28 protein-coding genes and 4 pseudogenes are annotated in these 26,213 nt (G+C 42.3%); 25 read left to right on the top strand and 7 right to left on the bottom strand.

The genetic code is table 11. From position 1 onward, the window contains the following. The first annotated feature begins 5 nt into the window (after positions 1–5). Genes ACAN56_RS17230 through ACAN56_RS17220 form a run of 3 tightly spaced genes read left to right on the top strand, consistent with a single transcriptional unit; the run spans position 6 to position 2,427 of the window. Positions 6–836 carry a MetQ/NlpA family ABC transporter substrate-binding protein gene (locus ACAN56_RS17230; RefSeq protein WP_379144411.1) on the top strand — a complete coding sequence of 277 codons (831 nt, stop codon included), beginning with the start codon at positions 6–8 and terminating at the stop codon, positions 834–836. 17 nt (positions 837–853) lie between these two features. Further along, on the top strand, positions 854–1,663 hold the full coding sequence (gene proC, locus ACAN56_RS17225) for a pyrroline-5-carboxylate reductase (protein ID WP_379144409.1): 810 nt from the start codon (positions 854–856) through the stop codon (positions 1,661–1,663). After that, on the top strand, positions 1,663–2,427 hold the full coding sequence (locus ACAN56_RS17220; RefSeq protein WP_379144407.1) for a VOC family protein: 765 nt from the start codon (positions 1,663–1,665) through the stop codon (positions 2,425–2,427). The genes proC and ACAN56_RS17220 overlap by 1 nt, the downstream gene beginning before the upstream one ends. On the opposite strand, the gene ACAN56_RS17215 is transcribed toward ACAN56_RS17220, so the two are convergent. Continuing rightward, positions 2,351–2,854 (bottom strand): hypothetical protein, encoded by a 504-nt coding sequence (locus tag ACAN56_RS17215; RefSeq protein ID WP_379144405.1) that lies wholly within the window; start codon positions 2,852–2,854, stop codon positions 2,351–2,353. The genes ACAN56_RS17220 and ACAN56_RS17215 overlap by 77 nt on opposite strands. Before the next feature lie 193 nt (positions 2,855–3,047). Between ACAN56_RS17215 and ACAN56_RS17210 the strand changes: the two genes are divergently transcribed. Further along, positions 3,048–3,953, top strand: a complete 906-nt coding sequence (locus ACAN56_RS17210; protein WP_038593787.1) for a hypothetical protein — start codon at positions 3,048–3,050, stop codon at positions 3,951–3,953. 124 nt (positions 3,954–4,077) lie between these two features. Here the strand turns inward: ACAN56_RS17210 and ACAN56_RS17205 are convergent, their stop codons facing one another. Continuing rightward, positions 4,078–4,518: a DUF6376 family protein gene (locus ACAN56_RS17205; RefSeq protein ID WP_038593784.1), complete on the bottom strand. Its 441-nt coding sequence runs from the start codon at positions 4,516–4,518 to the stop codon at positions 4,078–4,080. 97 nt (positions 4,519–4,615) lie between these two features. Beyond that, positions 4,616–5,749 carry a C45 family autoproteolytic acyltransferase/hydrolase gene (locus ACAN56_RS17200; protein WP_052092164.1) on the bottom strand — a complete coding sequence of 378 codons (1,134 nt, stop codon included), beginning with the start codon at positions 5,747–5,749 and terminating at the stop codon, positions 4,616–4,618. Between the two features lie 321 nt (positions 5,750–6,070). Between ACAN56_RS17200 and ACAN56_RS17195 the strand changes: the two genes are divergently transcribed. The 6 genes from ACAN56_RS17195 (at position 6,071) to ACAN56_RS17170 (ending at position 11,879) form a co-directional block, all read left to right on the top strand. After that, a complete protein-coding gene (locus ACAN56_RS17195) occupies positions 6,071–6,625 on the top strand; it encodes a MarR family winged helix-turn-helix transcriptional regulator (protein WP_340897734.1) in 555 nt (184 codons plus the stop codon). A gap of 108 nt (positions 6,626–6,733) precedes the next feature. Continuing rightward, entirely contained in the window at positions 6,734–8,542 is a 1,809-nt protein-coding gene (locus ACAN56_RS17190) for an ABC transporter ATP-binding protein (protein ID WP_379144400.1), read from the top strand. Between the two features lie 12 nt (positions 8,543–8,554). Further along, a complete protein-coding gene (locus ACAN56_RS17185) occupies positions 8,555–9,763 on the top strand; it encodes an MFS transporter (protein WP_379144398.1) in 1,209 nt (402 codons plus the stop codon). A gap of 259 nt (positions 9,764–10,022) precedes the next feature. Next, the gene (locus ACAN56_RS17180; protein ID WP_379144396.1) at positions 10,023–10,493 is read left to right on the top strand and encodes a hypothetical protein; all 471 of its coding nucleotides are present in this window, start codon (positions 10,023–10,025) and stop codon (positions 10,491–10,493) included. Between the two features lie 36 nt (positions 10,494–10,529). Continuing rightward, complete coding sequence (locus ACAN56_RS17175; protein WP_379144394.1) at positions 10,530–11,087, top strand: DUF4240 domain-containing protein; 558 nt, start codon at positions 10,530–10,532, stop codon at positions 11,085–11,087. A gap of 105 nt (positions 11,088–11,192) precedes the next feature. Next, on the top strand, positions 11,193–11,879 hold the full coding sequence (locus tag ACAN56_RS17170; protein ID WP_379144391.1) for a hypothetical protein: 687 nt from the start codon (positions 11,193–11,195) through the stop codon (positions 11,877–11,879). Positions 11,880–12,348: 469 nt separating this feature from the next. Here ACAN56_RS17170 and ACAN56_RS17165 read toward each other — a convergent pair whose 3' ends face one another. Together ACAN56_RS17165 and ACAN56_RS17160 are read right to left on the bottom strand one after the other, a co-directional pair. Next, entirely contained in the window at positions 12,349–12,573 is a 225-nt protein-coding gene (locus ACAN56_RS17165) for a helix-turn-helix domain-containing protein (RefSeq protein ID WP_074100956.1), read from the bottom strand. 67 nt (positions 12,574–12,640) lie between these two features. Then, complete coding sequence (locus ACAN56_RS17160) at positions 12,641–12,859, bottom strand: helix-turn-helix domain-containing protein (RefSeq protein ID WP_038593724.1); 219 nt, start codon at positions 12,857–12,859, stop codon at positions 12,641–12,643. Between the two features lie 106 nt (positions 12,860–12,965). Here ACAN56_RS17160 and ACAN56_RS17155 point away from each other — a divergent pair, with 106 nt between their 5' ends. The 8 genes and pseudogenes from ACAN56_RS17155 to ACAN56_RS17120 all read left to right on the top strand — a co-directional run bounded on the left by ACAN56_RS17155 (position 12,966) and on the right by ACAN56_RS17120 (position 17,551). Next, the gene (locus tag ACAN56_RS17155; protein ID WP_379144387.1) at positions 12,966–13,295 is read left to right on the top strand and encodes a DUF6809 family protein; all 330 of its coding nucleotides are present in this window, start codon (positions 12,966–12,968) and stop codon (positions 13,293–13,295) included. Then, complete coding sequence (locus ACAN56_RS17150) at positions 13,292–13,609, top strand: hypothetical protein (protein WP_379144384.1); 318 nt, start codon at positions 13,292–13,294, stop codon at positions 13,607–13,609. The genes ACAN56_RS17155 and ACAN56_RS17150 overlap by 4 nt, the downstream gene beginning before the upstream one ends. A gap of 514 nt (positions 13,610–14,123) precedes the next feature. Further along, positions 14,124–14,771, top strand: coding sequence for a hypothetical protein (locus ACAN56_RS17145; protein WP_379144382.1), 648 nt, complete (start codon positions 14,124–14,126; stop codon positions 14,769–14,771). A gap of 517 nt (positions 14,772–15,288) precedes the next feature. After that, the gene (locus ACAN56_RS17140; RefSeq protein WP_379144379.1) at positions 15,289–15,453 is read left to right on the top strand and encodes a hypothetical protein; all 165 of its coding nucleotides are present in this window, start codon (positions 15,289–15,291) and stop codon (positions 15,451–15,453) included. Next, a pseudogene (locus ACAN56_RS17135) lies at positions 15,450–15,614 on the top strand (DUF255 domain-containing protein); the annotation flags it as partial. The gene ACAN56_RS17140 and the pseudogene ACAN56_RS17135, both read left to right, overlap by 4 nt. Positions 15,615–15,791: 177 nt before the next feature. After that, positions 15,792–16,130 carry a hypothetical protein gene (locus tag ACAN56_RS17130; protein ID WP_156130915.1) on the top strand — a complete coding sequence of 113 codons (339 nt, stop codon included), beginning with the start codon at positions 15,792–15,794 and terminating at the stop codon, positions 16,128–16,130. A 258-nt stretch (positions 16,131–16,388) separates the two neighbouring features. Next, a complete protein-coding gene (locus ACAN56_RS17125; RefSeq protein ID WP_038593712.1) occupies positions 16,389–17,078 on the top strand; it encodes an HAD family hydrolase in 690 nt (229 codons plus the stop codon). A 239-nt stretch (positions 17,079–17,317) separates the two neighbouring features. Continuing rightward, complete coding sequence (locus ACAN56_RS17120; RefSeq protein ID WP_156130914.1) at positions 17,318–17,551, top strand: hypothetical protein; 234 nt, start codon at positions 17,318–17,320, stop codon at positions 17,549–17,551. On the opposite strand, the pseudogene ACAN56_RS35500 reads toward ACAN56_RS17120, so the two are convergent. After that, positions 17,527–17,712 (bottom strand): annotated as a pseudogene (locus ACAN56_RS35500) (IS4 family transposase); the annotation flags it as partial. The gene ACAN56_RS17120 and the pseudogene ACAN56_RS35500 sit on opposite strands and share 25 nt — an antisense overlap. Before the next feature lie 538 nt (positions 17,713–18,250). Here ACAN56_RS35500 and ACAN56_RS17115 point away from each other — a divergent pair. Together ACAN56_RS17115 and ACAN56_RS17110 are read left to right on the top strand one after the other, a co-directional pair. Further along, entirely contained in the window at positions 18,251–18,880 is a 630-nt protein-coding gene (locus ACAN56_RS17115) for a TetR/AcrR family transcriptional regulator (RefSeq protein ID WP_231578296.1), read from the top strand. Then, positions 18,881–19,858, top strand: a complete 978-nt coding sequence (locus ACAN56_RS17110) for an alpha/beta hydrolase (RefSeq protein WP_038593706.1) — start codon at positions 18,881–18,883, stop codon at positions 19,856–19,858. A gap of 736 nt (positions 19,859–20,594) precedes the next feature. Here ACAN56_RS17110 and ACAN56_RS17105 read toward each other — a convergent pair. Further along, the gene (locus ACAN56_RS17105; RefSeq protein ID WP_038593700.1) at positions 20,595–20,954 is read right to left on the bottom strand and encodes a sensor histidine kinase; all 360 of its coding nucleotides are present in this window, start codon (positions 20,952–20,954) and stop codon (positions 20,595–20,597) included. 40 nt (positions 20,955–20,994) lie between these two features. Here ACAN56_RS17105 and ACAN56_RS17100 point away from each other — a divergent pair. The 5 genes and pseudogenes from ACAN56_RS17100 to ACAN56_RS17080 form a co-directional block, all read left to right on the top strand. Further along, a pseudogene (locus ACAN56_RS17100) lies at positions 20,995–22,214 on the top strand (ABC transporter permease); the annotation flags it as partial. A gap of 330 nt (positions 22,215–22,544) precedes the next feature. Further along, the gene (locus tag ACAN56_RS17095; RefSeq protein ID WP_379144375.1) at positions 22,545–23,465 is read left to right on the top strand and encodes a hypothetical protein; all 921 of its coding nucleotides are present in this window, start codon (positions 22,545–22,547) and stop codon (positions 23,463–23,465) included. 64 nt (positions 23,466–23,529) lie between these two features. Beyond that, complete coding sequence (locus ACAN56_RS17090; protein ID WP_038593697.1) at positions 23,530–23,724, top strand: NUDIX hydrolase; 195 nt, start codon at positions 23,530–23,532, stop codon at positions 23,722–23,724. A gap of 35 nt (positions 23,725–23,759) precedes the next feature. After that, positions 23,760–23,924, top strand: a pseudogene (locus tag ACAN56_RS17085) (DUF255 domain-containing protein); the annotation flags it as partial. Positions 23,925–23,965: 41 nt separating this feature from the next. Beyond that, a complete protein-coding gene (locus tag ACAN56_RS17080) occupies positions 23,966–25,888 on the top strand; it encodes a thioredoxin domain-containing protein (RefSeq protein WP_379144372.1) in 1,923 nt (640 codons plus the stop codon). Positions 25,889–26,213: the final 325 nt, after the last annotated feature.

Here is a 26,213-nt window from a genome sequence, read left to right as displayed (position 1 = left end):
AGGTAATGAAAAAGTTAATGTTAGTAATGTTGATAGGTGTTCTGGCGGTGTTAACGGCCTGCGGCAATAAGGAAGCAGAAAGTTCTGGAGATAAGAAGAAGCTTACCGTTGGATTCGGTGTCGGAACCTATGAGGAACAATTCCGTCAATCGATTCTGCCGATCCTGGAGAAACAAGGCTATACCGTTGATATTAAAACCTTCTCGCAAAACATGCAGGTTAATCCGGCGATGAAGGAAGGCTCCATTGATGCGAGCATATTCCAAAGCACAGCTTACATGGAAGCCATTAATAAAGAAATTAATGCAGACATGACAGGAATTGCTTATGTGCCAGGCGCTCCACAAGGTCTTTATTCCGTAAATCATACTACTCTTGACGATGTTAAAGATGGTACAACGGTGGCGGTTCCCAACGATCCGGTTAACCAGGAGCGTGCACTGCGTATTCTGGAGGAATTGGGCTGGATCAAAATTAAAGAAGGAGCAGGTGTAGCAGACTTCAACATTAACAGCATGGAGCCGGATAAGTATAATATTGATATTAAAATTTTGGACCCGGCGCAAATTCTGGTTTCCCTTCAAGATGTGGATTATGGTGTTGTGAACGGTAATTATATTGCGAATTCACCCGACAGAAAGATTACGGATGCACTCAAGATTGAAAACACGCCAATGCAGCACAGAATCATCGTATCGGTTAACAAAAAGGATGAAGATTCGCAGTGGGCCAAGGACTTGAAGGCTGCCTATGAATCCAAAGAGTTTGAAGAATATATCCTTGGAATCGAGAAATATGATGGTTTCATTTTGCCTGAAGCATGGAAAAATAATTAAGTAAGGAGTGAACGTACGTGACCAAGCAAAAGATTCATTTTATTGGCGGAGGACAGATGGCGGAAGCGATCATCCGCGCAAGTATTGCCAATGATACCCTGTCTGCAGAACAAATCAGTGTATCCGATATTAATGAAGCCCGTCTTCAGTTGTTGAATACAAAATACAGCGTAAATACAGATAGTTCGCAGGAGCACGGCCTCTCAACAGCAGAGTTGATTGTAGTTGCAGTTCGTCCACAGGATGATTTGACTGCACTCGGACAAATTGTGCAACAATTCGCTTCACCTACTGCCGCAGTCGTATCGATTGTGGCGGGGGTAACGATTGCGAAGTTAGGACAATATTTTGGAGCTGAACGCCCAATCATTCGGGTCATTCCCAATACGTTGACCGATACGGGTTACGGCTATAGTGGTATAGCTTTAAATGCCTACGCCACTCGTGATCAAGTTGAAAAGTTCCTGCTCGGGTTCGGCAAAGTACAATATCTGGAGGAGTCATATATAGATATCTTCACTGGGTTCGGTGTAGCTGGACCTAACTATATCTATTATTTCATTGAATCTCTTGCGGATGCGGGTGTCCTCGCCGGACTGCCACGGGAGCAAGCTTGGAAGGTAGCGCTGGAGAATGTTATGGGAGCGGTTGTGATGCTGCAGCAGACAGGTCTGCATCCAAGACAACTGCTTGATATTAATAATTCGCCTGGCGGTGTTGGCATTCACGGCTTGTACGAGCTGAACAACAGTGATTTCGCGGCCGGACTGCAAAGAAGTGTTCTGGCAGCCGTAAAGCGTACTACTGAGCTGGGAGTGAAGGAATAATGGCAATCCTGAAATGGGATCATTTAGTACACTATGTCAATGATCTGGATAAACCGGTTGAAATCTTCGGAGATCATGGTTTGATTGCTTTTATGGGAGGTTCTCATAAGGATTGGGGAACCTATAATGCCTTAAGTTACTTTGGGCTAACCTATCTTGAGTTTCTTGGCATCGAGGATCTGGAATTAGCGAAGGCAACCGAGCACAATGTTGTAGTGAGGGATGCGGTTAACCTTCTTCCAGAACAGGAAGTCTTAAGCAGAGTTGTGATCCGGACGAATGATATTGAAGAAATCGCTGCTTCCTTGAAGGCAGCCGGTTTATCGTTATCTCCTATAATCGATGGTAAACGTCTGGATAATAAAGGAAGATTAATAGAGTGGCGGATGATGACCATTGATGGAGACTTTCAAGGACTGGTCTATCCGTTTATCATTCAATGGAACGGGACGGATGAAGAGCGATTGGAACGGTTAACGGCATCCGGAGTCATTCAATCCCATCCTGCGGGACATGCGGAAATCGTGAGGGCAGTATTCCGTGTCTCAGATCCTGCAGCCGCCGCTGAACATTGGGGAGCGTTATTTGGACTGCCAATTGCACAGTCAGAAGTTAACAACTTCACCCTTGAAATTGGAGATAAGTCTTTTGCTTTTCTGCAAGGGGATGAGAACCAATTCAAACAGGTCATTTTTGAAACGGATTCCACCGGGTTAAAAGGAAAGACGATTCAAGTTGGTGCTGGTGAGTATGTGTTTGTTTAAAAAGTAACTGCGTGAATTGATTTCCTTGGTTTGAAAATGGGTTGTTATCGCATAGCGCGGTAACAACCCTATTTGCGTTTTGTAGAGAGAATGTGGGGAACCTGCCGACTCTCTCTGCATTAAGGCTCTGCTCTGAATCACTTCTGGCTGTGCTGGAGTATAAGCCGCTCGGCAGCTTCCAAATCCCGTGCAAAATAGTCAGAGCTATTCCGCTTCCCTGCCGATAAAGCGCATTAGCACTGGCAGCCGCATCCTCGAAATCTCCTCGATCCAGCGCATTTTCAAGATAAGGCAACCAACTTTGAAGCGGTGCATCATGGCATAATTTTAAGCTGCCTTCCTTGAGCGGTCTCGCATATTCATCCGCCGCTTTCCGGTCTCCCATCAGCAAATCCGCCTGATGAATGGCATCCAAATAAGCCGCCATCTGTACTGCCCCTCCAGCATGGATCGGAAAAGCTCGTCAAACTGCTAGGGGCGAATAAACAGGAAGCCCAAGCCAGTGAACAGGCAGGAATACAAGATTAAACTGTCGAAAAATGATGTAATTTTTATTATTGGGGCATTTTGCATCAGATGTTAAAATATATCTTATTCAGAAAGAGGAGGAAGTAATATTTATGAAATGGGTTTGGGGAGTAATAACGGCGGCAGTATCAGTAATTGTGCAATTGCTTATCTTGAGTCTCTTAGGTTTTAACTTTTTTAGCTTTTCTGTGTTATTCATTATTCCGGTAGGGGGGATTATTCTCGGAGGTATAGCCACCTTCGGGTATTTTTCTAAAACTGTAAGACAGGGATTAAAGCCGAATAAAAACAACTATTTAATATCGGTTATTTTCATATTACTTTCATTTAGCGGGTTTATGTATGGAGAATATCAGATGGCATATGTCTCATCATCGAATGAAATTAATTATAAGTTTGAGGGGGAGCATATAAGCAATTTTGTGTTTGGAGAATCAGATAAACCTATAACACTATTGAACTATTATGATTATAAATTTAATAATAGCAGTTTAAGCATATTTTCAAGAGGACATGTAGGCAATGCAATAGATATTGAACCAAATAAGTGGGTAAACATCAGCAAATTCCTCATACAATGTGTTGGTTTATTAATAGGTGGTCTAAGTGCCGGATTGCTGGTGACAAGTGGTAAGACACATTGTTCTTCGTGTAACAAAGCCTATTTACAGGAACATAAGCTCTTAGATGTAAATGATGAAATGATAGAGCCGGTATTAAGTGAAATCAATCAATACATACAAAATAACAACGGTGAAGGATTAACAAAATATATCACTGAACAAAAGACACTTTGTGAGGGTGGAGCTTCAGATACTAATGTTAAATATGGATTTAAGTTTGGTCATTGTCCCAATTGTCAACAGGGCTACCTGATCAAGAGTTGTTATACGCTAGATAAACATGGGAATTTTGAAGAGCAAGAAGATAAAAAGGCAGTAATTCCTATCAGCCAAGAGATTGTAACTAGTGTACAAAAAGCAGAAATAGCATCGTAAATGAAAATTTGAGAGAAGTGGAGAAACCTGCCACTTCTTTTTCACGTGCTCCCTTAGATGCGGCTGACAAAAGAAAAAGCGCTCCAGGTATGTTTTCCCATACTTTGAGCGCTTATTTAGACTGTTACTGCGGGATGAGCTGGGTGATCTGGTTCAATAGCTCGTTGACTTGGTTTATAGTCTCGGGAATACCTGTCGATTCGAAGGCGGCTTTTCCTTCTTCCAGGTTGGTTATGGCCTGATCCAGTCCTTGCTGCAGTGTTTCATTGTATCCGACAATAGATTGATGCAGGCCTGCCGCATATTCCGGAACCTGAAGCCCGGCATATTGGACGATCTGTTCCTTGAGGGCAAGCAGCCTATCCTTTAATTCATCCCTGGCCTGCGGGTCTGTGGCAGCATCCGTGGCCCAGGTTCCCATCTCTTGTCCGAACTCCGTCAAAGTTTGCATATAAGAAGCGGTATCGGCGGTGAAATTGACGCTGTCTCCTACCTTTTCCGCAATCCCGCAACCCGGTACAACCAGCAAGATGAGTAGCAGCAGACTTAAGCCATATTTCTTCATTTGCTTCACTCCTTTAGAGTATCGTATGTGCCAAGTTTACTGTAGTTCATACGGCCAGAAGGGCGTCAGGTTGCATGAAAGTGATATGCGGCTACGGTTACCGATGAAGACGATTCTGCTCCATACTTCCAGGGTTTAAGTGCTCCCAAAAGGTTGTGGGGTTCTGGGGGAACTCGTTATTTATAGGGACTTGTATTTTAGAATTTTCACATGGACTATTAAAAGAGATTTTTTCCCATTTTTGCGGGGATGCTGCCCCAAAACACACCTGTACGCTAATCTCCGTCGTGTCAAAAACCATTGAATGCAAGGTTCCTAAACAATCTTCATAAAATGGGCAACATACGCCCTGTGGCACTTTTTCCTCTAGGATTGTCTTTATTGATTCTACAGAAATAGATCCTTTCTTTTTTGAAAAAAAATCTTTTATAGTGTTGTATCGAATCACAGAATGCCTTCTGCGATTATTATCATAAGGCAACATTTCGTTATTCTGATAATGATTCGTCGCGATAAGAAGATCTTCACTGTTTCTAAAAGATATTTTTCTATCGTCTCCGAAGCAGGCAGTTTCAGCTATTGTGGCATTTCCGTAAGTATCAGCAATCAGCAGGTTTACATTGCTTCGTATAGGCATATTCTTCAAAAGATATATGGCATCCTCAACAGAGGAGCAATTATCCAATAAAGACCTCAGCACAAACGGGAACCAAAGTCCTTCACCAAAAGGGCGTTGTCCAAATTCACAAGATGACATGCTTACTGTTAAGCCATGCTCATTTATTCCGTCAAATCTCCCAAACAATAGCAGTGAAAAACCTATATGTGCAGGTTTTCCGTCTGCCCTTGTTACACACAAACACATCTCATCTTCAGTCGAAAATTCATAACTTCTGCCAATTAAAGTGTGCCCATCAGATGTAATACTTGGCAAAGCTGCGAATTGACTGCATGCTCCAGCTTCTATTACATCATCCGCAAATACAGCCAATTTCCCCAGTGGGATTTTTAAGCTGTCTGAAAGTCCAAGGATTTCCTCGTTTACTCCGGGACAAAATTCATCTAAAAGGGTTTGTTTCTTTCTTAATAAAAAACTATCCATACAATCACCTTGTATATTGATACTCATAAGCTCCGGGTTGTTTCTGACTGTATGAGCCAGCTTAGTGCCAATCTCGTAATGGCTGCCCTCTGAGACGAATTTTGAAAAGCTAACGAACTGGTTTGACATGTTGAGCGCCTTCTTTCAGACTATTTTTCAAATAAGCGGGTGGCTTATACTCACCCCTCTGCATATTATGATATTGTTTTTCTTTCATACTGTCCTGTCATTACCTGCGCATAGTTGACAGATCGAAGAGGGTAAGTATCAGATCCAGATTATTCAAGAATTAGTTTTTCGGAATTCTGTACATTTCTCGAATACATGATGTTAGGTAACTCTGCCTCTAGGCTTACCCTTGTTTCTTAATCAGGTTTGCAAAAATAAAAGAAATCAGTTATATTCAATGTAATTAGATAATCTAACTATAGGAGTAAGGAGGTATACAAATTGAAAAGAAAGCCTGCCAAGGAATATACAACTGAGCAACAATTACCGAGACTTGGAACATCACCTTATTTGAAGTTGATGGAGCTTACAGCTTCATCCGATACCAATCTAAATTCAGCGCATCTGGGACTAATTATGATCTGGCTGGGAGATAACATTTTAGACATGGTGGATATTGATTTAGCTGCTTTTGACATCACGGAGAGCAAGCTGGATCTATTACTCCTATTATCCCTTCACGCCGATCAGGAGTTGGTAACACCTTCATCCATAGCAGACCGATTGGGGATTCGTCGATCGTCTGTAACGGCCTTGTTAATATGGCTGGAGAAAAAAAATTTGATTGTTCGTGAACCGTATGCCAAGGATGGCCGCATGACTCACGTTCGTATTAGCGCTGAAGGCAGTACGCTTGTGAATCAAATATTGCCTACATTCTGGTCTACTTGCGCATCCCTTGTTGATGAATTAGATAAAGAGGAGCAAGCGGTGTTCCAAAAAGTGTTGGTTAAACTAAATGCAAGCTTAGAAAAACGACTTGGATCGGGTAGATAATTTTTTTGGTCATATAGTTAGATAATCTAATTACATGAGATCAGAGAGGGATATGATCTGATTTGGTAACCGTGATGGACATTACAACATGAAGGTATGTGATTCAAAATGAAACAAACTCGGCATTCCGGGGACCAGCAGCAGAGTCGTGAACAGCATTTTATATCGCTGCGCATCATGTTTAAGGAGATGTTCTTGCACACAAGGACGCAATGGGTCTTGCTTATGCTTGGTGCCGTCACAGTGATAGCCATTTCCATTCTTGAATTTATGATCCCTCAGTTAACTAAAGAGATCATAGACCAGATCATCCCTGAAAAAAGGTATTACGCGCTACTAGAAACGGGAGGTCTTATCCTGCTAGCTGCATTGCTGCTGGGGATATTTAACTTTAGTAGCAGTTATGTAATGACAATTGTTAGTCAGAAGGCAATTCTCCAGTTGCGAAACAAATTGCACAAACACACATTAAGTTTGGATCTGAAATTTTTTGATCGTAATCGGACCGGGGATCTTATGGCAAGGTTAACGAGTGATGTAAATCAACTACAGGAACTGGTTTCAGCCGATAGCCTGTCCATCATAGCGGATGTCATAACCTTCGCTGCGATCGTGGGGTACTTATTATATACGGACTGGCAACTAGCATTAATTACACTTATTACCTTGCCTTTCTTATTTGTAACATCACGATATTTCAGCCTACGCATTAAGAATGCCTATAGAGCGGTACGTCAAATATCAGCTCAGTTAAACAACTCACTTCAAGATACGTTATCAGGCATACGGATGATCAAGTCTTTTGCAAGTGAAGATGCGGAAGCTAAGCAGTTCGAGGCATTGAGCGAACAGCATCGGATAGCCACAGTTTTTGCTTCAAGGTTGTCGGAAACTTTCTCGCCAATTATCGATTGGCTGAATTATGTAGGTATGACGTCGGTGCTCCTGTTCGGAGCGTGGCAGGTTATGCATGGGAACATGTCCGTTGGTGATATCGTAGCTTACTTAGCTTATTTACGTTTGTTGCAAGCGCCCATCCGCTCCTTTAGAAGAATGATTACCAAAGTGCAGCAATCGGCAGCAGCATTCGAGCGCATTCAAGAAGTCTTAGCAACCGTTCCAGAGGTTTACGATAAGGAAGGAGCGATTGTTCTGCCGCCAGTAAAAGGACAAATTGTGTTTGATGATGTTGAGTTTGCATATGAAGAAGGACATCCCATTCTACAAAACTTTCAATTGCGGCTTCCATGTAACCAAACTACGGCTTTGGTTGGTTCGTCAGGATCAGGAAAGTCAACGATTGCTTATTTGATTGCCCGTTTGTACGACGTTCAGCGAGGGGACATTTATATTGACAGTTATCCGTTAACGGAAGTGACGGTGAAGTCACTTCGACAGCAGATGGGGATCGTATCTCAGGACGTAATCCTCCTCAATGGCACGATACGTGAAAATATTGCGTACGGTAGACCTCAGGCCACAGAAGATGAGATTAAAGCGGCTGCCCATGCCGCAAATGCCCATGAATTTATTTCAGCCTTTCCAATGGGCTATGATACGCCCATCGGTGAAAGAGGGGTCAAGCTTTCCGGAGGACAAAAGCAAAGATTGTCAATCGCCAGAGCTTTCTTGACCAATCCTCGCATTCTTATTTTGGACGAAGCTACGGCTGCTCTGGATACGGAATCTGAACAACGTATTCAGCATGCGTTATCTGTGCTTCTTCCAGGTCGAACTTGTCTGGTTATCGCCCATCGTCTTTCCACGATTCAAAATGCCGATCAAATTGTTGTATTGGAGCATGGAGAGATTGTGGAGCTGGGAAATCATGAAAACCTACTCCGCCGAAATGGGCGATACAAGGAACTATACGAGATGCAATTTCCATCAAAATCTAACTTCGAACAAATTTTATAATTGAGGTGTAATATGAACAATCCAATCAATGCTACGGGTGCAACTAGAAATTATACGCTTATGACCATTATCCTTTGCTGGACCGGCCTTGTTGTCATGTCCAGTCTATACGTAACGATTCCGCTAATTACATTGTTTGCACAGCTTTTTGAAATTTCCACGACGAATGCTGCCGCTGCGGGAAGTACCTTTTCGATAGGCTTTGCCATTGGTTGCTTAATCTATGGCGCGCTGTCCGATAAATACGGACGGAAGACTGTTATATTTGCAGGGCTCCTTTTCCTGACATTGATATCATTAATTCTGGGAACCGTTCACAGCTTTGCATGGGTTTTAGGATTAAGAGGACTACAGGGAGCAGCAGCAGCAACCTTCTCTCCAGTAGCACTTGCCTATGCGGTTGAGATGTATCCAGCGGAAAAACGGGTAACTACCATTGGTTTTATCAGTACAGGATTTCTGATTGCAGGTATTGTTGGTCAAGTGGTTAGTAGTATACTCAGTGAGCATTATGGCTGGAACGCTGTTTTTTATATTCTTGCCGTTGTTTATGCGGTGACCGCCATATTAGTGTTCTTCTTCCTTCCCAAAGGCGGTATCCAGCAGGCACACGCTAATATCTGGGAGCCTATTAAGCAAATTGGCAAAGTGTTTGTTCAAAAACAATTGGTATTATGTTATCTAGTAGCATTCGTTCTGCTTATGTCTTTTGTAAGTATGTATACAGTGCTGGGTAACTATCTAAGTACAGCTCCATATGAACTAAGCAAGCAAGAAATTCTTTCTGTCCGTATTATCGGCATAGTAGGCATGCTCGTTTCTCCATTCGCGGGAAGAATATCCAAGCATGTCGGCGTAGGTAGAACGCTTCGCGGTGGATTGTTGCTAGCGATCATTGGTTTGGCGTCTATGGGGATGATTTCTAATCTGCCACTTCTTATTGTGATGAGCATCCTTTTTGTGGGAGGGATCGCACTAGCCGTTCCTTCACTTGTTTCGCTTGTTGGGCAAGTGGGCGGCAAGATGCGCGGGATAGCTGTATCCGTATATACTTTTATATTGTTTACAGGCACAAGCTTCGGTCCGATTATCTCGCTTCAATTGATGAATAATGCAAGTTATTTAATTACGTTTCTTCTATTGGCATGTATTCTGTGCGTTGGGTTGCTAGCAGCATGTCTTATTCATCATGAGGAGGCAGGGGAGATAAAAAGCCAGTAAATTTGTGATCAATAAACAAAAAAAACGATGAAATGACATCATAACGATTGTTTATTAAAGGTAACTTCATTTGAAGTTGCCTTTTTTATTCCCTTGCTGAGATTAACGATTACTAAGTGTATTTTGAAATCGTAATATTCTTCCATTTGATAGTATAATTAAAACATGCCTAGATAGGACTGTTACAAACACGATTTGTCTTGAGTTACGTGAATATAAAGTTAGTCAAAATGCACATTTAGTCAATTTGGAGGAGTATATGAACATATTTACAAAGCAGTTGAAACTAGAGGATCTGAGCAATATCCAATATGAAGTACATACTGGCACATCAAGAGTAGTAAATTATCTCGAAATCATGATTTTAAAATTTATCGGGGATTATGGATATGGATCAGCTGGGAACTCGGATGCAACTTATATGAGCGCAATTGGTAAAGCCGTTTTAGAAGCTTGGGAACCTGGGGGTCTAATAATTGACTTAAGCGATCTATCATATGAGTGGGGGGATCGAATTGAAAGCATCTTTTTTGTTGGAGAAGAAATATATATAGACACACCGTTTCCAGTAGCATTAATTGTAGGGAGCAGATCAGAAGAGGCTATTAGAACTCTAATTGTTGGCTTAGAAAGCAATAAAACAATTGAAGAAATTGGATGGGTGTTTAAAGATCTAAATAGTGCTTGGGAATATATTGAATCCAAATTAAATGAATATGAAGTTAAGTAATCCTAATAAAAAACATAATAACGGAGGTTCTCTGCAATGACGACTGTTTTTTTCTGGGAATTGATAAACAACTCAAAAAAGTATGGTGAACAACAAATTGAATGGTTAACCAATGAATTAACAAAGTCTAGTAAAGAAGAGATCCTTCAATTTGAAATAGAATTTAGGAATAAGATGGAACAATCCTATACATCTTCATTATGGGGAGCAGCTTTTGTAGTAATGGGAGGATGTTCAGATGATGGATTTGATTGCTTTAGGGGTTGGTTAATCTCCCGCGGAGAAGAAGTTTTCAATCAGGTAATAAAGAATCCTGAATTTCTAGCAGAATATTTATCTGAAGAAAATTTGCAAGAGGATGTTTTTGCACCCCAACTGGAAGAGATGCTATCAGTTGCTTCAGACGCGTACATTTATCAAAAAACCGGTATGTTCGAGTACAACGATGATATAAACACTGAATTTTATAATGAGCTGGAAGCTCGAGGCTACAATTTTGAAGTAACAGAGATTGAAAATGATTGGGAAGAAGAAGACCTGGAAGAAATGTACCCATTATTATGGGGAAGATTTGGAGAGAATCCACTGACCTAAGGAATGTTTTGATGGCGGACAAACCGCCGCGGTCCTCCTGGAATGTAATGGTCTTGAACTTTGCGGACGACAAGGTAACTGAATGATTTATTAAAAGGTGGTGCTATGGAGAAATTTACGTTAGGTATTGCTGTATTGGTATTTGTGATCCTTGCGGGTTGTTCACAGAGGGAAAATAATCCAACAAAGGGATCTATATCCTATATAGAAGCTTCTGGTGAATCGCCAGAGAAATCTGCAGCAGAGATATTAAGTGATCTGGCTAATCAAGAGTTTTCAATCCAAGCAGATCAGATTAGTGAAGATGATTATACTTTTATGGAGGCCTTCGGAAAAGCATTCATAAATCTTTATACCGGAGCTGTTGCAGAACAGGTAACCGTATCGTTTGAAAACTACATCGCTAATAAAAATCTCCGTCAGTTCACTAATAAAATGTTGGAGTTAGAACAACTGCAGGATTCGAAGGGTGGTAATGGTATAATATTCGGCCTGGACAATGAGTTTACGAAAGCAGAGCTCAAGAGGCTGGATAACAATCTTTACTATTTAGATTTCCCCTTTTCAAACAAGGGGTCTGGAATGAGCTGCAAGCTGTTAATTCAATCTGTTAACAAGTCATTAATAATAGTAGATTTGTACTTTGGAAACAAAGATGGTGTAGATACGTTGGCAACAGGTCACCCAGCGGTAAGAAAACTTAATAATCCTAAATTGTGGGATGACCGGGAATGGGTTGACGGTGTAATGGAGAAGCTTGAAAAATATGAAACCGAACTCTTGAGCATGTAATGCTGTTGATAGTTTATTAGAATAGGCGGATTACGATGGAACCTAAATACGGCGATATTAAGTTTGGTGGAATACATTGATCCTTTCGGGCGCTGGTACTCAGCATATACTATGGAGGCATGCACTCTATAGCGATCATACTGAGCATGGCAACCATCATATTATGTCTCGTGATAAGAAAAAGTGTGCTCGGCAAGCCTGCAGCTTATTTTGGATTTGTGGTAGGGATATTGGATCTTATCAGAGCCTATCCTTGGATAGTTGGAACTGCTATGGTATTTGTTTCTCAATTGGCTTTCGCTGCATGGTTTGTTTTTCTCGGCATGAGGATGCTGGGGAGGATGGAGGAAGCAGTGGGATAGGCTACTTAATTACTACTTTCGGATTGTCCTATCAAGCTGACATACTTATTGGATAATTGAAAAACAAGCTCCCGTAGATTGTCACAGGAGCTTGTTTTTGCTGCGTACTATTCTTTTTTGCCGGGATAACGCTTAGGGTTGTCTGTCTGACCCAGAATATAGTCGATGCTTACTTTATGGAAATTGGCCAGAGTAATTAAAACGGCACTCGGGACATCCAAATTTCCATTCTCATAGCGGGAATAAGTGGCTTGAGTGATATGTAATAGCTCAGCCATTTGTTGCTGTGTCAGATCTTTGTCTTCGCGTAAGTCGCGGATTCTTTTGTACAATGTGATCACCTGTGTGTTTAGCGAATAGCTTCCTTTGAGAACTGCGAGACCTACTGATTATTTTAGTTCAACTTTTTGGATAAGAAGCTTTTTGGTTCGTCCTGTTCAGCAAATAGTCAGTGCTCGTCTGATGGAATTCCGCCAGTTTGATTAGAATTGCCGTGGGAATATCAACATCACCGCGTTCATAATTACTATATATCCGCTGGCTGCATTGCAAATATTCGGCCATTTGGGTTTGAGTCAAATCTTTATCTTCACGCAAATCTCGGATACGTTGATACATTTTAAGCACCTCCAAAACAAGCATATCTTAGCGAATTATTCGCTATTGATTTTTAGCGATAAATTCGCTAAGATGGTTAAAAAGAACATTAGGGAGGGGAAGGCAGATGAGCCTGTTGGAGGATTTGTATTACGGAAAAATCTGCCCAAGTGAACGAAGCCATTCTAATGATCCCAAATATGCACTGTACTCCAAGCAAATATCAGAGCTTCTACAAATCCTAAAAGAAAAGCTGACTCCCGATGACTTCACTATGGTTGAAGGAGCCATGGATCTTAATGATATGCTGAACTCTGTCTCTTCCGCTTCTGCGTATACTCTCGGATTTAGAATGGGAGCTGCGATGATAGTAGAAGTATTAGGACACAAAGGAGAACTTATACATACGGAGGAAGGGTACCTTGGAAAAATAAAGTTGGATAGGAGAGAGTCATGAGAGAGCAGGAATCGGGTAGCGGAGAACGGAAAACAAATAATTATAAGTCCAAACAGCACTTGTTGATTGATGAACTGCTTATGGCAGGAAGTTGGGGTGATAATCAAGGGAAGTGGGTACCCGCAATTAAGCAAGCTATCGCTATGGGTGAGATTGAGAAGCTATTGGGACTTAGGGCCAAGTTTCCATATTCTTTTGAGAATTCACTGAAGCATTTGAAGAAGGAGGAGCGGGAGGTTGTAAGGCAGAAGTGCGAACTTGATTGGAGCAATAACGAGGATTCGGCAAATAGTGGAGGTAATGAATCAAAGTGATAGTTAGAGATGAATACTATTTTTAAAGAGAACCGGGGTGAGATGAATTTCGCTTCGGTTTTTTTGACCAAACCAAGTTTAATGGATTTCAGGAAAGTGCTTGAAATATTAGAGTAAGGTAGTAATAGATGATAGAATTATCCGACTGAGGAGTAGATATATGAGCGGCTTGGTCAGTTTAGGGAATTATGGGACGCCGCTGTAACGAGTAAAGTGAAGAATAGGGCAATGAAGAAGTTGGTGGCGTAGATTGTGTATAAGTGGGAATCAGGTGGAGTTGACAGTTTGTTATAAATGAAGATTGCTACGGTGTATCTGTACTTTTGGTGGGAGCTTTTTTGTTCGGAAGTATAGAATTAGCAATTGTAATATTCTTCCATTTCATTGTATAATAAAAACAGCATCGAAAAAAGCTGGTGTCGAACATTCTACAACGGAAGAAAAAGCTTTTATTGACTATCTTGGAGTATTCTGCGAAGAGTGGCAAATTTATGTTAGCAGGAGGATTCAGGTTATGGGAGAAAACAAAATTGGAGCAAGCGATTATCTTGGATTAGGTTTATATGCTTTTGCAGGATTCGGTCTTGAAATTGTACTGTCAATGCTATTGCCTTTTATATTCGGTGTTGGAGGTTCTGAATATACCCTCATCCATCATTGTATACACTGGGTGCTTACATGCATTTTGTGGGGGAGTATGGCACTATTTTTGATAAGACTTTCAAAGAAAAAATACTCCTTTGATATTATGAAGTTAAACGAAGCACCAGACTCCAAGGGATGGTTACTTGCGGTTGTGATTTCTGTTATAGCAATTACAGTTACCACTATTACATGGGGTGGTTTTAAGCCAGTTCAAGAATACAATGGTATCGTTAAATTCATTTTTCAAAATATCTATTACTTGTTTGAAGCTGCCTTGATTCTACTAACGATTGCTTTTGGACAAAAATTCGGTGAAACGCTCATAAAAAGAGGCAGTCTGCCTTATGGAGGGATTTTTCTTGCTCTCACATGGGGACTCATACACATTTTGCTCCAAGGAAGTCTAACAGGTGTTTATGCTTTCTTCATGTCCATTCTATATGGCATTGTATACATATTGTTAAAAAAGAATATCCGATATTCATATATGATGATGGTAATTATATTTATTTTATAAGCAATTTCAGCATACGGAATCACATAAGACTATGCATTAAAATTGAGGCGCGTATTCAAACTATTGTTACATGACGGAGGAGCGGTACAGACTGAGATCTGCTACCCCTCCCGAATCTTAACCGGGAAAAAATACTCTACCTGCCGGTAGCTCAAGCGTTCGTATGTATGTGGGACAGTAACCTGAAACATCACAGCATGCCCGGGCCGTTCATCAAATGCAAAGCCGTCCCCATATCTTATCGAATTTCTCGTGATTATCCCCTTGCTCCAATCCAGAGGTCACCATCCTGCAGGCCGATAATTCAACAAGTCGCACATCCGGTTTTTTTTCAGCTTTTCCGTCACTTCCAGCAACCGGTTCACGTTGGAAATGCCCTAAAAGTGAAGTGGGTATGTGAGAGGGGAAATCCTCTCTTAGCATACCGTGTGAGGGATGAACGCGCCGGGGATTTGCCTTCATCGTGACATTTTGAGAATCCCCGGAGTTTATCTACTTAGCTTGTGGCGGATACTTGGTGAAAGAAGAGAAGTCAGCGGATAAATTATCGCTGGTCTTAAAAATAGTCACTCAGCAGGGAGATTTTGTTCTTCCCTTGCGCCCTCCCCCCACCTTATTGGGTAAACTAACCCTAAGCAATACTTTACCTAAACCCAACACGAAACAAGGTGATGCCCCATGACAACTCAAAAAGTACCCAATAGATTAGCCAAGGAGAAGTCGCCGTATCTGCTGCAGCATGCACACAACCCGGTGAACTGGTTCCCTTGGTCGGAAGAAGCTTTTGAAATCGCCAAGCGTGACAACAAGCTGTCTTCTTATCTATTGGGTATAGCTAGTTGTTGATTCATACGTACCTGTCATTGTTGAGATGTTCGTGTGAATCAATTTTAAGATGCCTTCGCCATTGGAATTGGCGAAGGTTTTTTGTTTTATTATTCGTATTTTTCCATTTCATAGTATAATAAGAACATAGTCCGTCGGACCCGGGGCTAACGCCCCTTAAGATATCAATTGGATGTGAGGACACAAAAAAATATTAAAAATGTAACAAGATTAAACTGGCATCAAATTGATGAATTATTTGAATTTGAAAGTCCATTAGAGGAAAAAATGGGAGCAGATAAATTATATAATCAAATAATACATAGCTATATATTTCTTATCTCAACTGAAGAAACTACAGAAGTAATTGATGGATTTTTCTTTTGTTCCGATAGAATGCGAAATGAAAAATTGTATTATATCGACCTAAATGAAATAGTTAAATTCTTCACAATAGTAGGTAATGATTATCCTTCCACAGGATCTTTTGAATTTGATGAAAAAATACAAGATTATAGATTCTATACATCCTAGTCTGATTTTCGAAGAAGAGGTGGCATCGGATAACACCATATTCACGCATCGGGCCATTTGCCCCTCGGTCCGGACCGGGGTTAGAAGTGGATTCGGAGAGGTAATTTCAGTAGCAGAGAAGTTTATTCAGCCGGACACACCCGCACCACCTAACCGCATCGCGGCCGGCACCTTTGGTGCCTTAAGGTGGTGGGGCGTGGTGAACAAGAACGTTATCAGAAATAGCCGCAAGTGATTATAGAGATTGGGGGTAATTCAGTGAAAGCTGTAGGTTTCGATCTTGGGGATACTTTGATCTATTATGATAATGTACCTCTAAATTGGAGGAACCTTTATAGAAGTGCATTAATTAAGATAGCACAAGATCTAAACTTACAATTTAGTAATGAGATCATTCATAATGCAGAGATCGTATTATCTCGATACAACACCAGAATAAACCCTAGAGAACATGAAGTGAATGATATTGAGATCTTTGATGAGATATTGACAGTGTGGGGATTGAGTGATGAATATACCAATCAAGTGATAAATACATTTTTTGGTTTTTTTCAGCAGCGTTCGATGGTTTACCCAGAGGCAATAACACTACTCAAGGAATTAAAACGAAAAGACATTAGAATTGGCATCCTTACTGATGTGCCATACGGTATGAGTAAATCGTTAGTTTTAAGGGATATAGAGCCAATTAAAAAATATGTAGACGTATTACTGACATCAGTTGATGTTGGATATAGAAAACCGCGACCTGAAGGATTTGTAGCATTATGTAAACAACTAAAGGTCTCAAGTGATCAAATGATGTTTGTTGGTAATGAAGAAAAAGATGTAACGGGAGCAAATCTAACAGGGATTAAATCAATTCTAATAGATAAAGAAGATCAAAATAATGAATGGAACCAACAAATAAGTATAAGAAATCTAAATGAATTATTGAATTATTTGTAAGTGAAATTGAGGAAGCGTAATCAGCAGACAACCCTGCACTGGCTAAGTCCGTCGGACCCGGGGCTAGCGCCCCTTAAGTCATTTGACCACGTAAATTGATTTTCATAGGGTATACTTTATGACATGCATGTATGGACGTGGTTGCTAGAGGTCCAGTTTCATTAAGTACCAGTTTTAAGGTTGTTTAACGTTTGGATTTTTGGTAACAATACTCCTAATCATTCTTTAGGTGGGATAACATGCGAAGAATTTTTTACGCAGTGCTTGTTGCGATAATGGCTTCAACCAGTTCATTAGTTCATGCAGAGGTAAGTCCTAGTCAAACATCAAATTATCACAAGTTGGATAGCACAACATTGGGTAAAGTTAAGCAGAAAGCTAAATTCACGTTATTTGATCCTAAAAGCATACCTACAGAGTGGACGGTAGAACTTAAATATCCTTATCCGTTGGATGAAACCAGTTTTTTTTGATGGAAAAGTAGCACGAAAACGAGCAGGAACAGATGGGAGCAGGTATAGCTGAAAGTCTTTTTGAATCCTGCTTTTCTCAGGTGCTTCAGTACACCGAGCTCCTGAAAAGCAGGTCTCATTTCAGGTGGGAGTTGATCCAGAGACGGCTTTTGTTTTATCATGGAAGGGACACCTCTTCTGTGGTTTAGTGGATCTTCGACAATCTCACATTACCAAATGAAGTGGTGTTTTTCTATGTTTGCAAGACCCGTACTTAAATAGGCTTCACCTTTACCCAGGCTTGGGGTCAACTCGATTTTGACTCTGCGAAAGTTGAGTTAATAATAACAACAAAATTATAAACTACAGGAACCACTCACTTTTTGATGTTTTTTACCAGAATGAAACGCCTTTTCGGGTTGTAAAAAACGAATCATATACCCAATAGATTAATCGCCGAGAAATCGTCTTATACTTTATACATTTATACCTTTGGGAAATCTGCTGAAATACTTAAAGAAGTCGGAGCGTGTACTCGTACAAAGTAATATAAAAAAACAAGTCGGAGCGGCAGCGCTCTGGCTTGTTTTTATTTGTGAAGTTTCATCCTACTCATGAGTAAGATGAATTCACTATTGCAATAATTAGTAATTAGAGATACACTATTAATTAATTGAATGATCATTTAATTAATAACAATTAAATCTATAGAGAGTGGGAATGAATTTGGCAAGACCAATTAATGAAGAAAAAAGACAGGAGCGGCGTAGTTGTATCCTAAAAGAAGCCATTGTCCTGTTCGCAGAAAATGGATATTCAAATACCACAACGGCTCTCATTGCGCAGAGTGTGGGAGTGACTGCTGGAACCATTTTTCAATATTTCCCAAGCAAAGAAGCCTTATTCTACGCCGCTGTCATTGAGCCGCTTGCTGACATTCAGGAGAAGTCGCTTGCTTGTCTAAAACAAGAGGGGACGCCGGGCATATTAATTAAGAACATGGTAGAAGAACAATTCAATCATATCTATTGCTATACAAATGAATTGCGGCTTGTTCAATATGTCTTAGGACAGCGGATAAGATTTCCTGAACTTACACAGAAGGTCCTTGAAAGTACAAAAGTAATGACAGATACTATCGAATGCGTCTATGCCAAGGGACAGTTAATGGGAGAATTCAACAAAAACTTTTCACCAGCTATGATCTCTCGTGCCTATATCTCTTTCTTAAATGGGATAGGATTAACTCTTGGAGAAAGTATTATTCATCACCCCGAGTGGGGAAATTTGAAGGAGCACGCCTTATATTTGTTCGCACCTACACAACCTAAAAAAAGCGAGGGAATCTGAATGAGTGAAACATCATTACAACCAAATTTGACATTAAACGTTCGTTCGAAAAAACGGAGGAAAATATTATTGATCCTAGGGATCGTGCTGTTGCTTGTGGTGGGTTTAGTATTTTTTATCTCCTATAAAGTAATGGATACCTTGCTGCACCATCCTAGAGACACGAATGTCAGCTACGACTTGAATATTGATAAAACTCCCTACGAAGAGGTTGAGTTCAAGAGTTTGAAAAATGATGATACGATTAGAGGTTCCTTCTTTCATGCAAATGGTCTTTCCAATAAGGCAAGTGATAAGACGATTATTGTCGTCCATGGATATACAAGCAATCGTTTAGTCAAAGGGCGGACCAAAAAGTTAGTAGAGCATTTCGTTCCGAAAGGCTATAATGTATTGGCATTTGACCTCAGCTCACAAGGTGAATCTGATGGTAATATGATTACACTGGGCCTCAATGAAAAATACGATTTGCTAGGAGCTGTAAGCTATTTAAAATCCAGAGACCATGCGGGTGATAACATTGGCGTTATCGGTTTTTCAATGGGCGCTGCTACTTCTTTGCTAGCCGCAAGTGAAAGTGATGACATCAAAGCCGTAATTGCGGATAGTCCATTTCGTAATGCTGGTCTATTTCTGAGAGAGGGTTTGCCCTTCTTTTCAGGTTTACCTGCGTTTCCATTCAGTTATACATCGACATGGATGGCAAATTGGGTCTATAAAGTTGATCTTGATTCCATATCTCCTATGGATGCGGTAAAAAAGATGAAAGACAAGCCAGTTATGCTGATTCATGGAACTGGAGATCAGCAAATTAGTTATAAAAATACAGAAGCAATTTTTGAGTCATTAAAAGATGACCCATATGCAGAAGTATGGTACCCGCATAATACGGAGCATATCGATGCCATCAATCATTACCCCACTGAATATTTCCAAAGAGTAGATCGCTTTATGGATAAGTATATAGGAAAAGAGTAGAAACGACATGAAAGCCGGTCTTCCTTCTAGTAGGGGAAAACCGGCTTTTCTGCTGTCACTTGACAAAATGATTTAGTAATTCGCTTAGCGTAATATCATCATTTATATAAGAGGATATTGCATCACTAGGCTAAACATGAAGGTAAGCCAGTGTTCTTGTTCATTGGCTATTACTAGGTTATAAAATGGTGAGCAACATTTAAATATCATTGGTGGGATGTTCGAGTGAATCAATTTCTATAGAAGCTCTTGCTTTATGCAGGAGTTTTTTTGTTTGACGTATAAGAACAATATTCGAATACGGCCTGATTATGGGGTATCTCTAAATGGTTTGTGTTGCATGAGGATATAACAGACAGAAAATCGCTTGTTATGATTAGCGCTGAATCGTCTGATTTTAAAGATGAGCAAGTTAATATTGATAGTGTTTTTGAAAGGACATGGTTTAGGAAGATGCCCAGCGATTAATTCAAAATGCCTCTGTCGTTTTTTTATGTGGTGGATACCCTTGAGGAACGTTTCCCTTTATCAGAAAAAATGGATATTTATATGGCGGCAGACAAAGATAGTGCTGTACGTGTAAAGAACAGCAAAATCGACATTATAGGCAATGTATATTTAATTTCCCACTCAAAGATTCAGAAATTGGTTGAGACGCTCTAATTAGGGTGAGTGGCTGTGAGACATTATGGAGTAGCAGTAACTCTATTGGGTATATCTAGTAAAGATACTGCTTCTACACATTCAACAATCCCGACCTCACCCCAAACCTAATCTCAAAAGCAGTCCTATCATCTCGATTGCTTACCGAAACCGTACCGCCATGCAGCTCAATAATGCTCTTTACAATAGCAAGCCCTAGTCCTGAGCCATTGGTCTGTTCAAGGCGGGATTTATCGGCTTTATAAAACCGTTCAAATACAAAGGGCAAATCCTCATCTGATATCGGCTCCCCATAGTTAATAATTCGTATGAGCGCTTCATTATTGGCTGTACTTAACTCTATATCAAGGTATTTCCCCGAACTGCCATACTTGATGGCGTTGCTAATCAAGTTGTCAAATACCCGAACCAATAGAAGCGGGTCTGCATTCATGATGACTTTTTCATTGCTGAAAAATAATCTGTACTCCATTCGCATGGGGCAACACCGCTGGATAGATGTCATTCTGTTGATTCCGTTCATGACCCCGCCGTACATCGGCTCAATGGGTTGGATTCTGTTCATGCAAAAAAGCGGTTATCTTCAGCAATGGTTTCCAAGTGCCGATGCGTTAAGCGAGTTATTCTTCAGCTTCTGGGGGATGGTCTTCATCATGAGCATGCATCTGTTTCCTTTTCTTTATTTGCTGCTGCGTGATGCGTTGATTCACATCGGCGGCAATTTGGAGGAGGCAGGAGCGGTGCACGGTGCAAGGTGCAAGGGCAGGGTATCGCTTCCGGCGTATTATTTTACCGCTGCTGCTGTCTGCTTATGGCATGGGGGCGATGCTCATATTCGTCAAGACGATTGCGGAATTCGGGACACCTGCCACCTTTGGCCGGCGGATCGGCTATTATGTCATGACCTCCGAGATTCATAAATACATTTCAAACTGGCCGATTGACTTCGGCAAGGCTACTTCTCTTGCGTCCATGCTGCTGTCGGTCTGTCTGGTCATGTGGTATATGCAGTCGAGCATCAGCCGCAGGTTCAGCTACCGTCTGGTGGGCGGCAAGGGGCAGCGGTCCAAGACTTATTCCCTGCGCGGCGGTGCAGGCTGGCTCGCAGGCCTGTATCTGGCGCACTGTTGATTTTGTCCATAGGAATCCCTTATTTTTCGATTATTGCGGCCTCGCTCATGAAGCTGCGTGGAGCTGGGCTGTCGCTGGAAAACCTGACACTGGAGCATTATGGGGAGCTATTGTCGTGGGGGTCTGTGAGCATGAGAGCGATAGGCAACAGCCTTGGACTGTCGCTTGCCGCTGCATCGGTGGCTGTAGTGCTGGGGGCAGGTTTTGCTCTGGCCATTGGCAGGTCCTCGACCTGGATGCAGCGGATCATTGATCTGCTGAGTCTTTTGCCGAATACGGTCCCGGGCATTGTTATGGTCGTAGGCCTAATCCTGTTCTGGAATGCGCCCTGGATGCCCTTCAAGCTCTACAACACCTACGGCATGGTTGTGCTCACTTATATAGTGCTGTTTCTTCCATATACCGTACAATACGTAAAATCAAGCTTTTCGCAAATCGACGGGACGCTGTTTCAAGCGGCTCAGGTATTCGGGGCGGGTCCCTCTATATCTTGTGGCGCATCCTGGTTCCGCTGATCATGCCAGGCATACTGGCAGGTTGGATGATGACCTTTACCATGTCCATTCTTTACAGAAGAATTATTAACGAATATGAATAAATTCTTTGTTGGAGAAGCAGAGCTTTTAAGAGATTTGAACAATGTAGATGAAAAACGAATTAAAAGAAATTATCCATTGTTTAGAGAGGTACAAGGCTGATGAACTGTCCAAAGAAGTATTGCTTTTTTTGGCTAGATAATGGTACATGTGGTTGCATATTTAAGAATACGTCTTGAAGCAAAGTGGACTCAAAGTGTAACACCTGACGGAGAAATTGACCCAAAGCTGTGTTATGTTGTTGTACGAAATTATGAAGTACTGCTAATTTATTTAATACGAAGGAGGAAAATGTCTTGAAAAAACTATCGCTTGATAATTTTATGAAATTGAGAAAGCTGGTTCATCGAAGCGCAAGACCGCTTGACTTTACCAAGTGGAAATATCTTTTTGAAAACGGGAGCTGTGAGGATTTCCTTTTGGTTCTGTCCAGTTACCAGAATGAGGATGGCGGTTTTGGATACAACATCGAGTGCAATAACTGGAACCCTAATTCTTCCCCCTATACGGTATGTATTGCGTTGGATTACCTGGACACGGCAGGCGATTATGTTAGCAATATAAAAAATAAGATGGTAATGGGTATCATCAAATACCTTGCTTCCGGCGCATATTTGTCGGAAAACGGCTGGGTGGGGATGCAAGGAATTCCCACCAACAATGATTTCGCCCATTTGCCATGGTTTCATTACGACCCTAAGAAAGCCACGGAAGCCGACATAGGGGTGACCAAACGCCTTTCAGACTTTATACTCAAATATGCAGACAATAGCTGCGATATCTACCAAAATGCGGCGGCTCTGAAAGGTAAGTATAAGCTTTGCGGACAAACCCTCCTTAATGGCTTCCCCGATTATGACACGAGATCATTTGACTTGGCATCATTTGACCCGGCAACATGGGCCTTGTGGCAACCATTGCCGGTGCACTTTATCGGCTCGCATAAAAGCGAGCATTATTCGGCACTTAAAAACGTTGTGGACATAAATCTGGATACGATTATTGACACACTGCGCAATACGAATGAATTTCATATGATGCCTGAGGAGGAAGCAAACCTATTTGAAAAGAATAACCCACATCCAGATGGTAAACGGTGGTGTAGCGCTGAACAAGCAATCGGAAATTATTATGGGGATGCACAATGTATCACATCTAATTTGGATATATTAAGAAAGTTTGACAGATTGGATTTTCAATTACCTATTCACAGCTAATAAGCATAATCAGTAGCCTAATTAATGCATAATTTTTACATGAAGCGAAAGTGAAGTTGGGCATATGGTTCAGGTTAAATTTTACGATTTAAATACTGTAGAAGATAAAAAATTATTATTTGCTGTAATGATGACAAAATTCAATGGACAGTGGCTCTATGTAAGGCATAAGGATATAAATACTTGGGAAATTCCTGGAGGACAAAGAGAAGAAAATACTGTTGAGCAAACGGTATCCTTCGTTTTTACTTGGGTATAATAATCCTATCTTAATATTAAAAGGAGGTGATGCCCATGCAAACTACAATAGGTAGAGTACCTAATAGACTAATATCAGAGAAAAGTCCTTATCTTCTTCAGCACGCCTATAATCCAGTAGACTGGTTCCCTTGGGGAGAGGAAGCATTTGTAAAAGCTAAGAGAGAAGACAAACCAATATTCTTGTCTATTGGGTACTCCTGACGTGGGTGCAGTAAGCTTGTTGCCATTGGTGCCACGTAATGGAACGCGAATCCTTCGAAGACGAAGAAGTCGCCCAGCTTCTTAACAATAATTTTGTCGCCATCAAAGTTGACCGCGAGGAGCGGCCGGATATTGATGCGCTGTATATGTCGGTGTGTCAGGCGCTGACCGGGAGCGGGGGTTGGCCGCTGACGGTGCTGCTGACGCCGGAAAAGAAGCCGTTTTATGCGGGGACGTATTTTCCGAAGCGGCAGATGTTCGGGCGTATTGGGCTGATGGATGTGCTGGAGCAAATTCAACGCAAATGGGAGCAGGACGGTGAAGCGCTGGACAAGCTTGGAGATGAGCTGCTGGCGGACCTTCAGTCGCTGGACCGGAAGAACTCGCAAAGTATCAGCGAAGGCAGCGTAGGAGCAATTCCCGGCGAAGAACTGCTGCACGAAGCTTATGAATTGTACCGCCGCCAATTCGATGAGGAATACGGCGGGTTCGGCAATGCGCCGAAGTTTCCTTCGCCGCATAATTTGTCTTTCTTGCTGGCGTACAGTCAGAACTATGATCAGCCGGAAGCGCTACGGATGGTAGAGAAGACGCTGGATGCCATGTACCGGGGTGGAATGTACGATCATGTGGGCTTCGGGTTCTCCCGTTATTCTACAGACCGTGAATGGTTGGTGCCGCATTTCGAGAAAATGCTCTACGACAATGCGCTGCTGGCTATTACCTATCTGGAGGCATACCAGATCACGAAGAAGCCGCTGTATGCAGAGATTGCGGAGCAGATCTTCACGTATGTGCTGCGTGATATGACCTCGCCTGAAGGGGCATTCTACTCAGCGGAAGATGCGGATTCGGAAGGTGTTGAAGGGAAGTTCTATGTCTTCACCCGTGAGCAGATTGAGGAAGCGCTGGGGCTTGAGGATATGCATTCCTATTGCCATGTGTACGGGATCTCACCGGAGGGCAATTTCGAAGGTGCTAATATTCCGAATCTGCTGCAGGGCTTGCCGGATGAAATGGCTGAGCGGATGGGGTTGAATCCGCTTGGACTGCGGACCCGCACGGACGAATGGCGCGAGAAGCTGTTCGCGTACCGGGAACAGCGTATTCATCCGTCCAAGGATGACAAGGTGCTGACCTCCTGGAACGGGCTGATGATCACGGCGCTGGCGAAGGGAGCGAAGGCGCTGCAGAAGCCGGAGTATGCCAAAGCTGCGGCTGCGGCGGCGGATTTCATCTGGAAGAAGCTGCGGCGTGAAGATGGCAGGCTGCTGGCCCGCTACCGTGACGGGGAGTCGGCAATCCCTGCCTATGTGGATGATTATGCTTTTATGCTCTGGGGGCTGACCGAGCTGTATGAAGCTACGGGCCAAGCTCTCTACCTGGAGCGTGCGTTAGCGCTCAAGGACGGACTGCTGGAGCTGTTCATTGACGAGGCAGGCGGCGGGTTCTTCTTCACTGGTCATGATGGTGAAGAACTGCCGATCCGCTCCAAGGAATTGTATGACGGAGCAATCCCATCCGGGAATTCCGTGGCGGCGAAGCTACTGTGGAAGCTGTCAGTGATCTCGCAGGATGTGGAGCTAAAGGCAATCGCTGAGCGGACCGCAGCGGTGCTGTCCTCCGCTGCATCGGAGTACCCGCCTGGTTATGCAATGTATTTGCAGGCCCATCTGGCGATGGCTTCCGGCGGCAGGGAATGGGTGCTCTCCGGCAAGCGGGAGGACCCGGCCCTGCACGGCATGCTCGCCCAGGTACAGCAGGCTTACTTGCCGGATGCTGCACTGATTGTGAACTGGGAAGGCAGCGGAGAGGATACGCTGCGGAAGCTGCTGCCGCATCTGGCGGACAAGCCGACGGTGGGTGGACAGGCGATGGCGTATGAATGCCGGAACTTTGCTTGCCGCCAGCCGGTTAATAACCCTGAGGCGGTCAAGGAACTGCTGGCGGCACGGCAATAGGCAGAATGAAATTGCAATAAGCCCGTTATGTAAATCTAGAGGAGCGCAGGATGAACTGCGTTCCTCTTTTTGTTGTGTAACGGCTTGGCCTACTCCATTTTGCGCCAAAGATTTTTTTGTGCGCAGGCAGCGGCTGGACTGAACCTCTACTCCAACTGCTGAACTCTTAATCTGGATTTAACGGGTTCCTTTGCAAGCCTGACAATCTATAAGCTGTACCTTGAAAAAACCTAAGCAGAGTCACCGGATAGACCAAGGTTTATTCTAATGTCTAATCTAATGTCTATTCCAATTTCTACTCTAAGGGAGCACTTCACACCTCTGA

Source organism: Paenibacillus paludis, from assembly GCF_042610515.1.
Classification (GTDB): Bacteria; Bacillota; Bacilli; order Paenibacillales; family Paenibacillaceae; genus Paenibacillus_AQ.
This window is presented reverse-complemented; position numbering and strand designations above follow the sequence as displayed.

Bases quoted from the DNA above. Each gene is read 5' to 3' on its own strand.
- ACAN56_RS17230 (WP_379144411.1), top strand. From the start codon at position 6: ATGAAAAAGTTAATGTTAGTAATGTTGATAGGTGTTCTGGCGGTGTTA.
- ACAN56_RS17220 (WP_379144407.1), top strand. From the start codon at position 1,663: ATGGCAATCCTGAAATGGGATCATTTAGTACACTATGTCAATGATCTG.
- ACAN56_RS17215 (WP_379144405.1), bottom strand. From the start codon at position 2,854: ATGGCGGCTTATTTGGATGCCATTCATCAGGCGGATTTGCTGATGGGA.
- ACAN56_RS17210 (WP_038593787.1), top strand. From the start codon at position 3,048: ATGAAATGGGTTTGGGGAGTAATAACGGCGGCAGTATCAGTAATTGTG.
- ACAN56_RS17205 (WP_038593784.1), bottom strand. From the start codon at position 4,518: ATGAAGAAATATGGCTTAAGTCTGCTGCTACTCATCTTGCTGGTTGTA.
- ACAN56_RS17200 (WP_052092164.1), bottom strand. From the start codon at position 5,749: ATGTCAAACCAGTTCGTTAGCTTTTCAAAATTCGTCTCAGAGGGCAGC.
- ACAN56_RS17190 (WP_379144400.1), top strand. From the start codon at position 6,734: ATGAAACAAACTCGGCATTCCGGGGACCAGCAGCAGAGTCGTGAACAG.
- ACAN56_RS17185 (WP_379144398.1), top strand. From the start codon at position 8,555: ATGAACAATCCAATCAATGCTACGGGTGCAACTAGAAATTATACGCTT.
- ACAN56_RS17180 (WP_379144396.1), top strand. From the start codon at position 10,023: ATGAACATATTTACAAAGCAGTTGAAACTAGAGGATCTGAGCAATATC.
- ACAN56_RS17175 (WP_379144394.1), top strand. From the start codon at position 10,530: ATGACGACTGTTTTTTTCTGGGAATTGATAAACAACTCAAAAAAGTAT.
- ACAN56_RS17170 (WP_379144391.1), top strand. From the start codon at position 11,193: ATGGAGAAATTTACGTTAGGTATTGCTGTATTGGTATTTGTGATCCTT.
- ACAN56_RS17160 (WP_038593724.1), bottom strand. From the start codon at position 12,859: ATGTATCAACGTATCCGAGATTTGCGTGAAGATAAAGATTTGACTCAA.
- ACAN56_RS17155 (WP_379144387.1), top strand. From the start codon at position 12,966: ATGAGCCTGTTGGAGGATTTGTATTACGGAAAAATCTGCCCAAGTGAA.
- ACAN56_RS17150 (WP_379144384.1), top strand. From the start codon at position 13,292: ATGAGAGAGCAGGAATCGGGTAGCGGAGAACGGAAAACAAATAATTAT.
- ACAN56_RS17145 (WP_379144382.1), top strand. From the start codon at position 14,124: ATGGGAGAAAACAAAATTGGAGCAAGCGATTATCTTGGATTAGGTTTA.
- ACAN56_RS17120 (WP_156130914.1), top strand. From the start codon at position 17,318: ATGCGAAGAATTTTTTACGCAGTGCTTGTTGCGATAATGGCTTCAACC.
- ACAN56_RS17115 (WP_231578296.1), top strand. From the start codon at position 18,251: ATGAATTTGGCAAGACCAATTAATGAAGAAAAAAGACAGGAGCGGCGT.
- ACAN56_RS17110 (WP_038593706.1), top strand. From the start codon at position 18,881: ATGAGTGAAACATCATTACAACCAAATTTGACATTAAACGTTCGTTCG.
- ACAN56_RS17105 (WP_038593700.1), bottom strand. From the start codon at position 20,954: ATGAATGCAGACCCGCTTCTATTGGTTCGGGTATTTGACAACTTGATT.
- ACAN56_RS17090 (WP_038593697.1), top strand. From the start codon at position 23,530: ATGGTTCAGGTTAAATTTTACGATTTAAATACTGTAGAAGATAAAAAA.
- ACAN56_RS17080 (WP_379144372.1), top strand. From the start codon at position 23,966: ATGGAACGCGAATCCTTCGAAGACGAAGAAGTCGCCCAGCTTCTTAAC.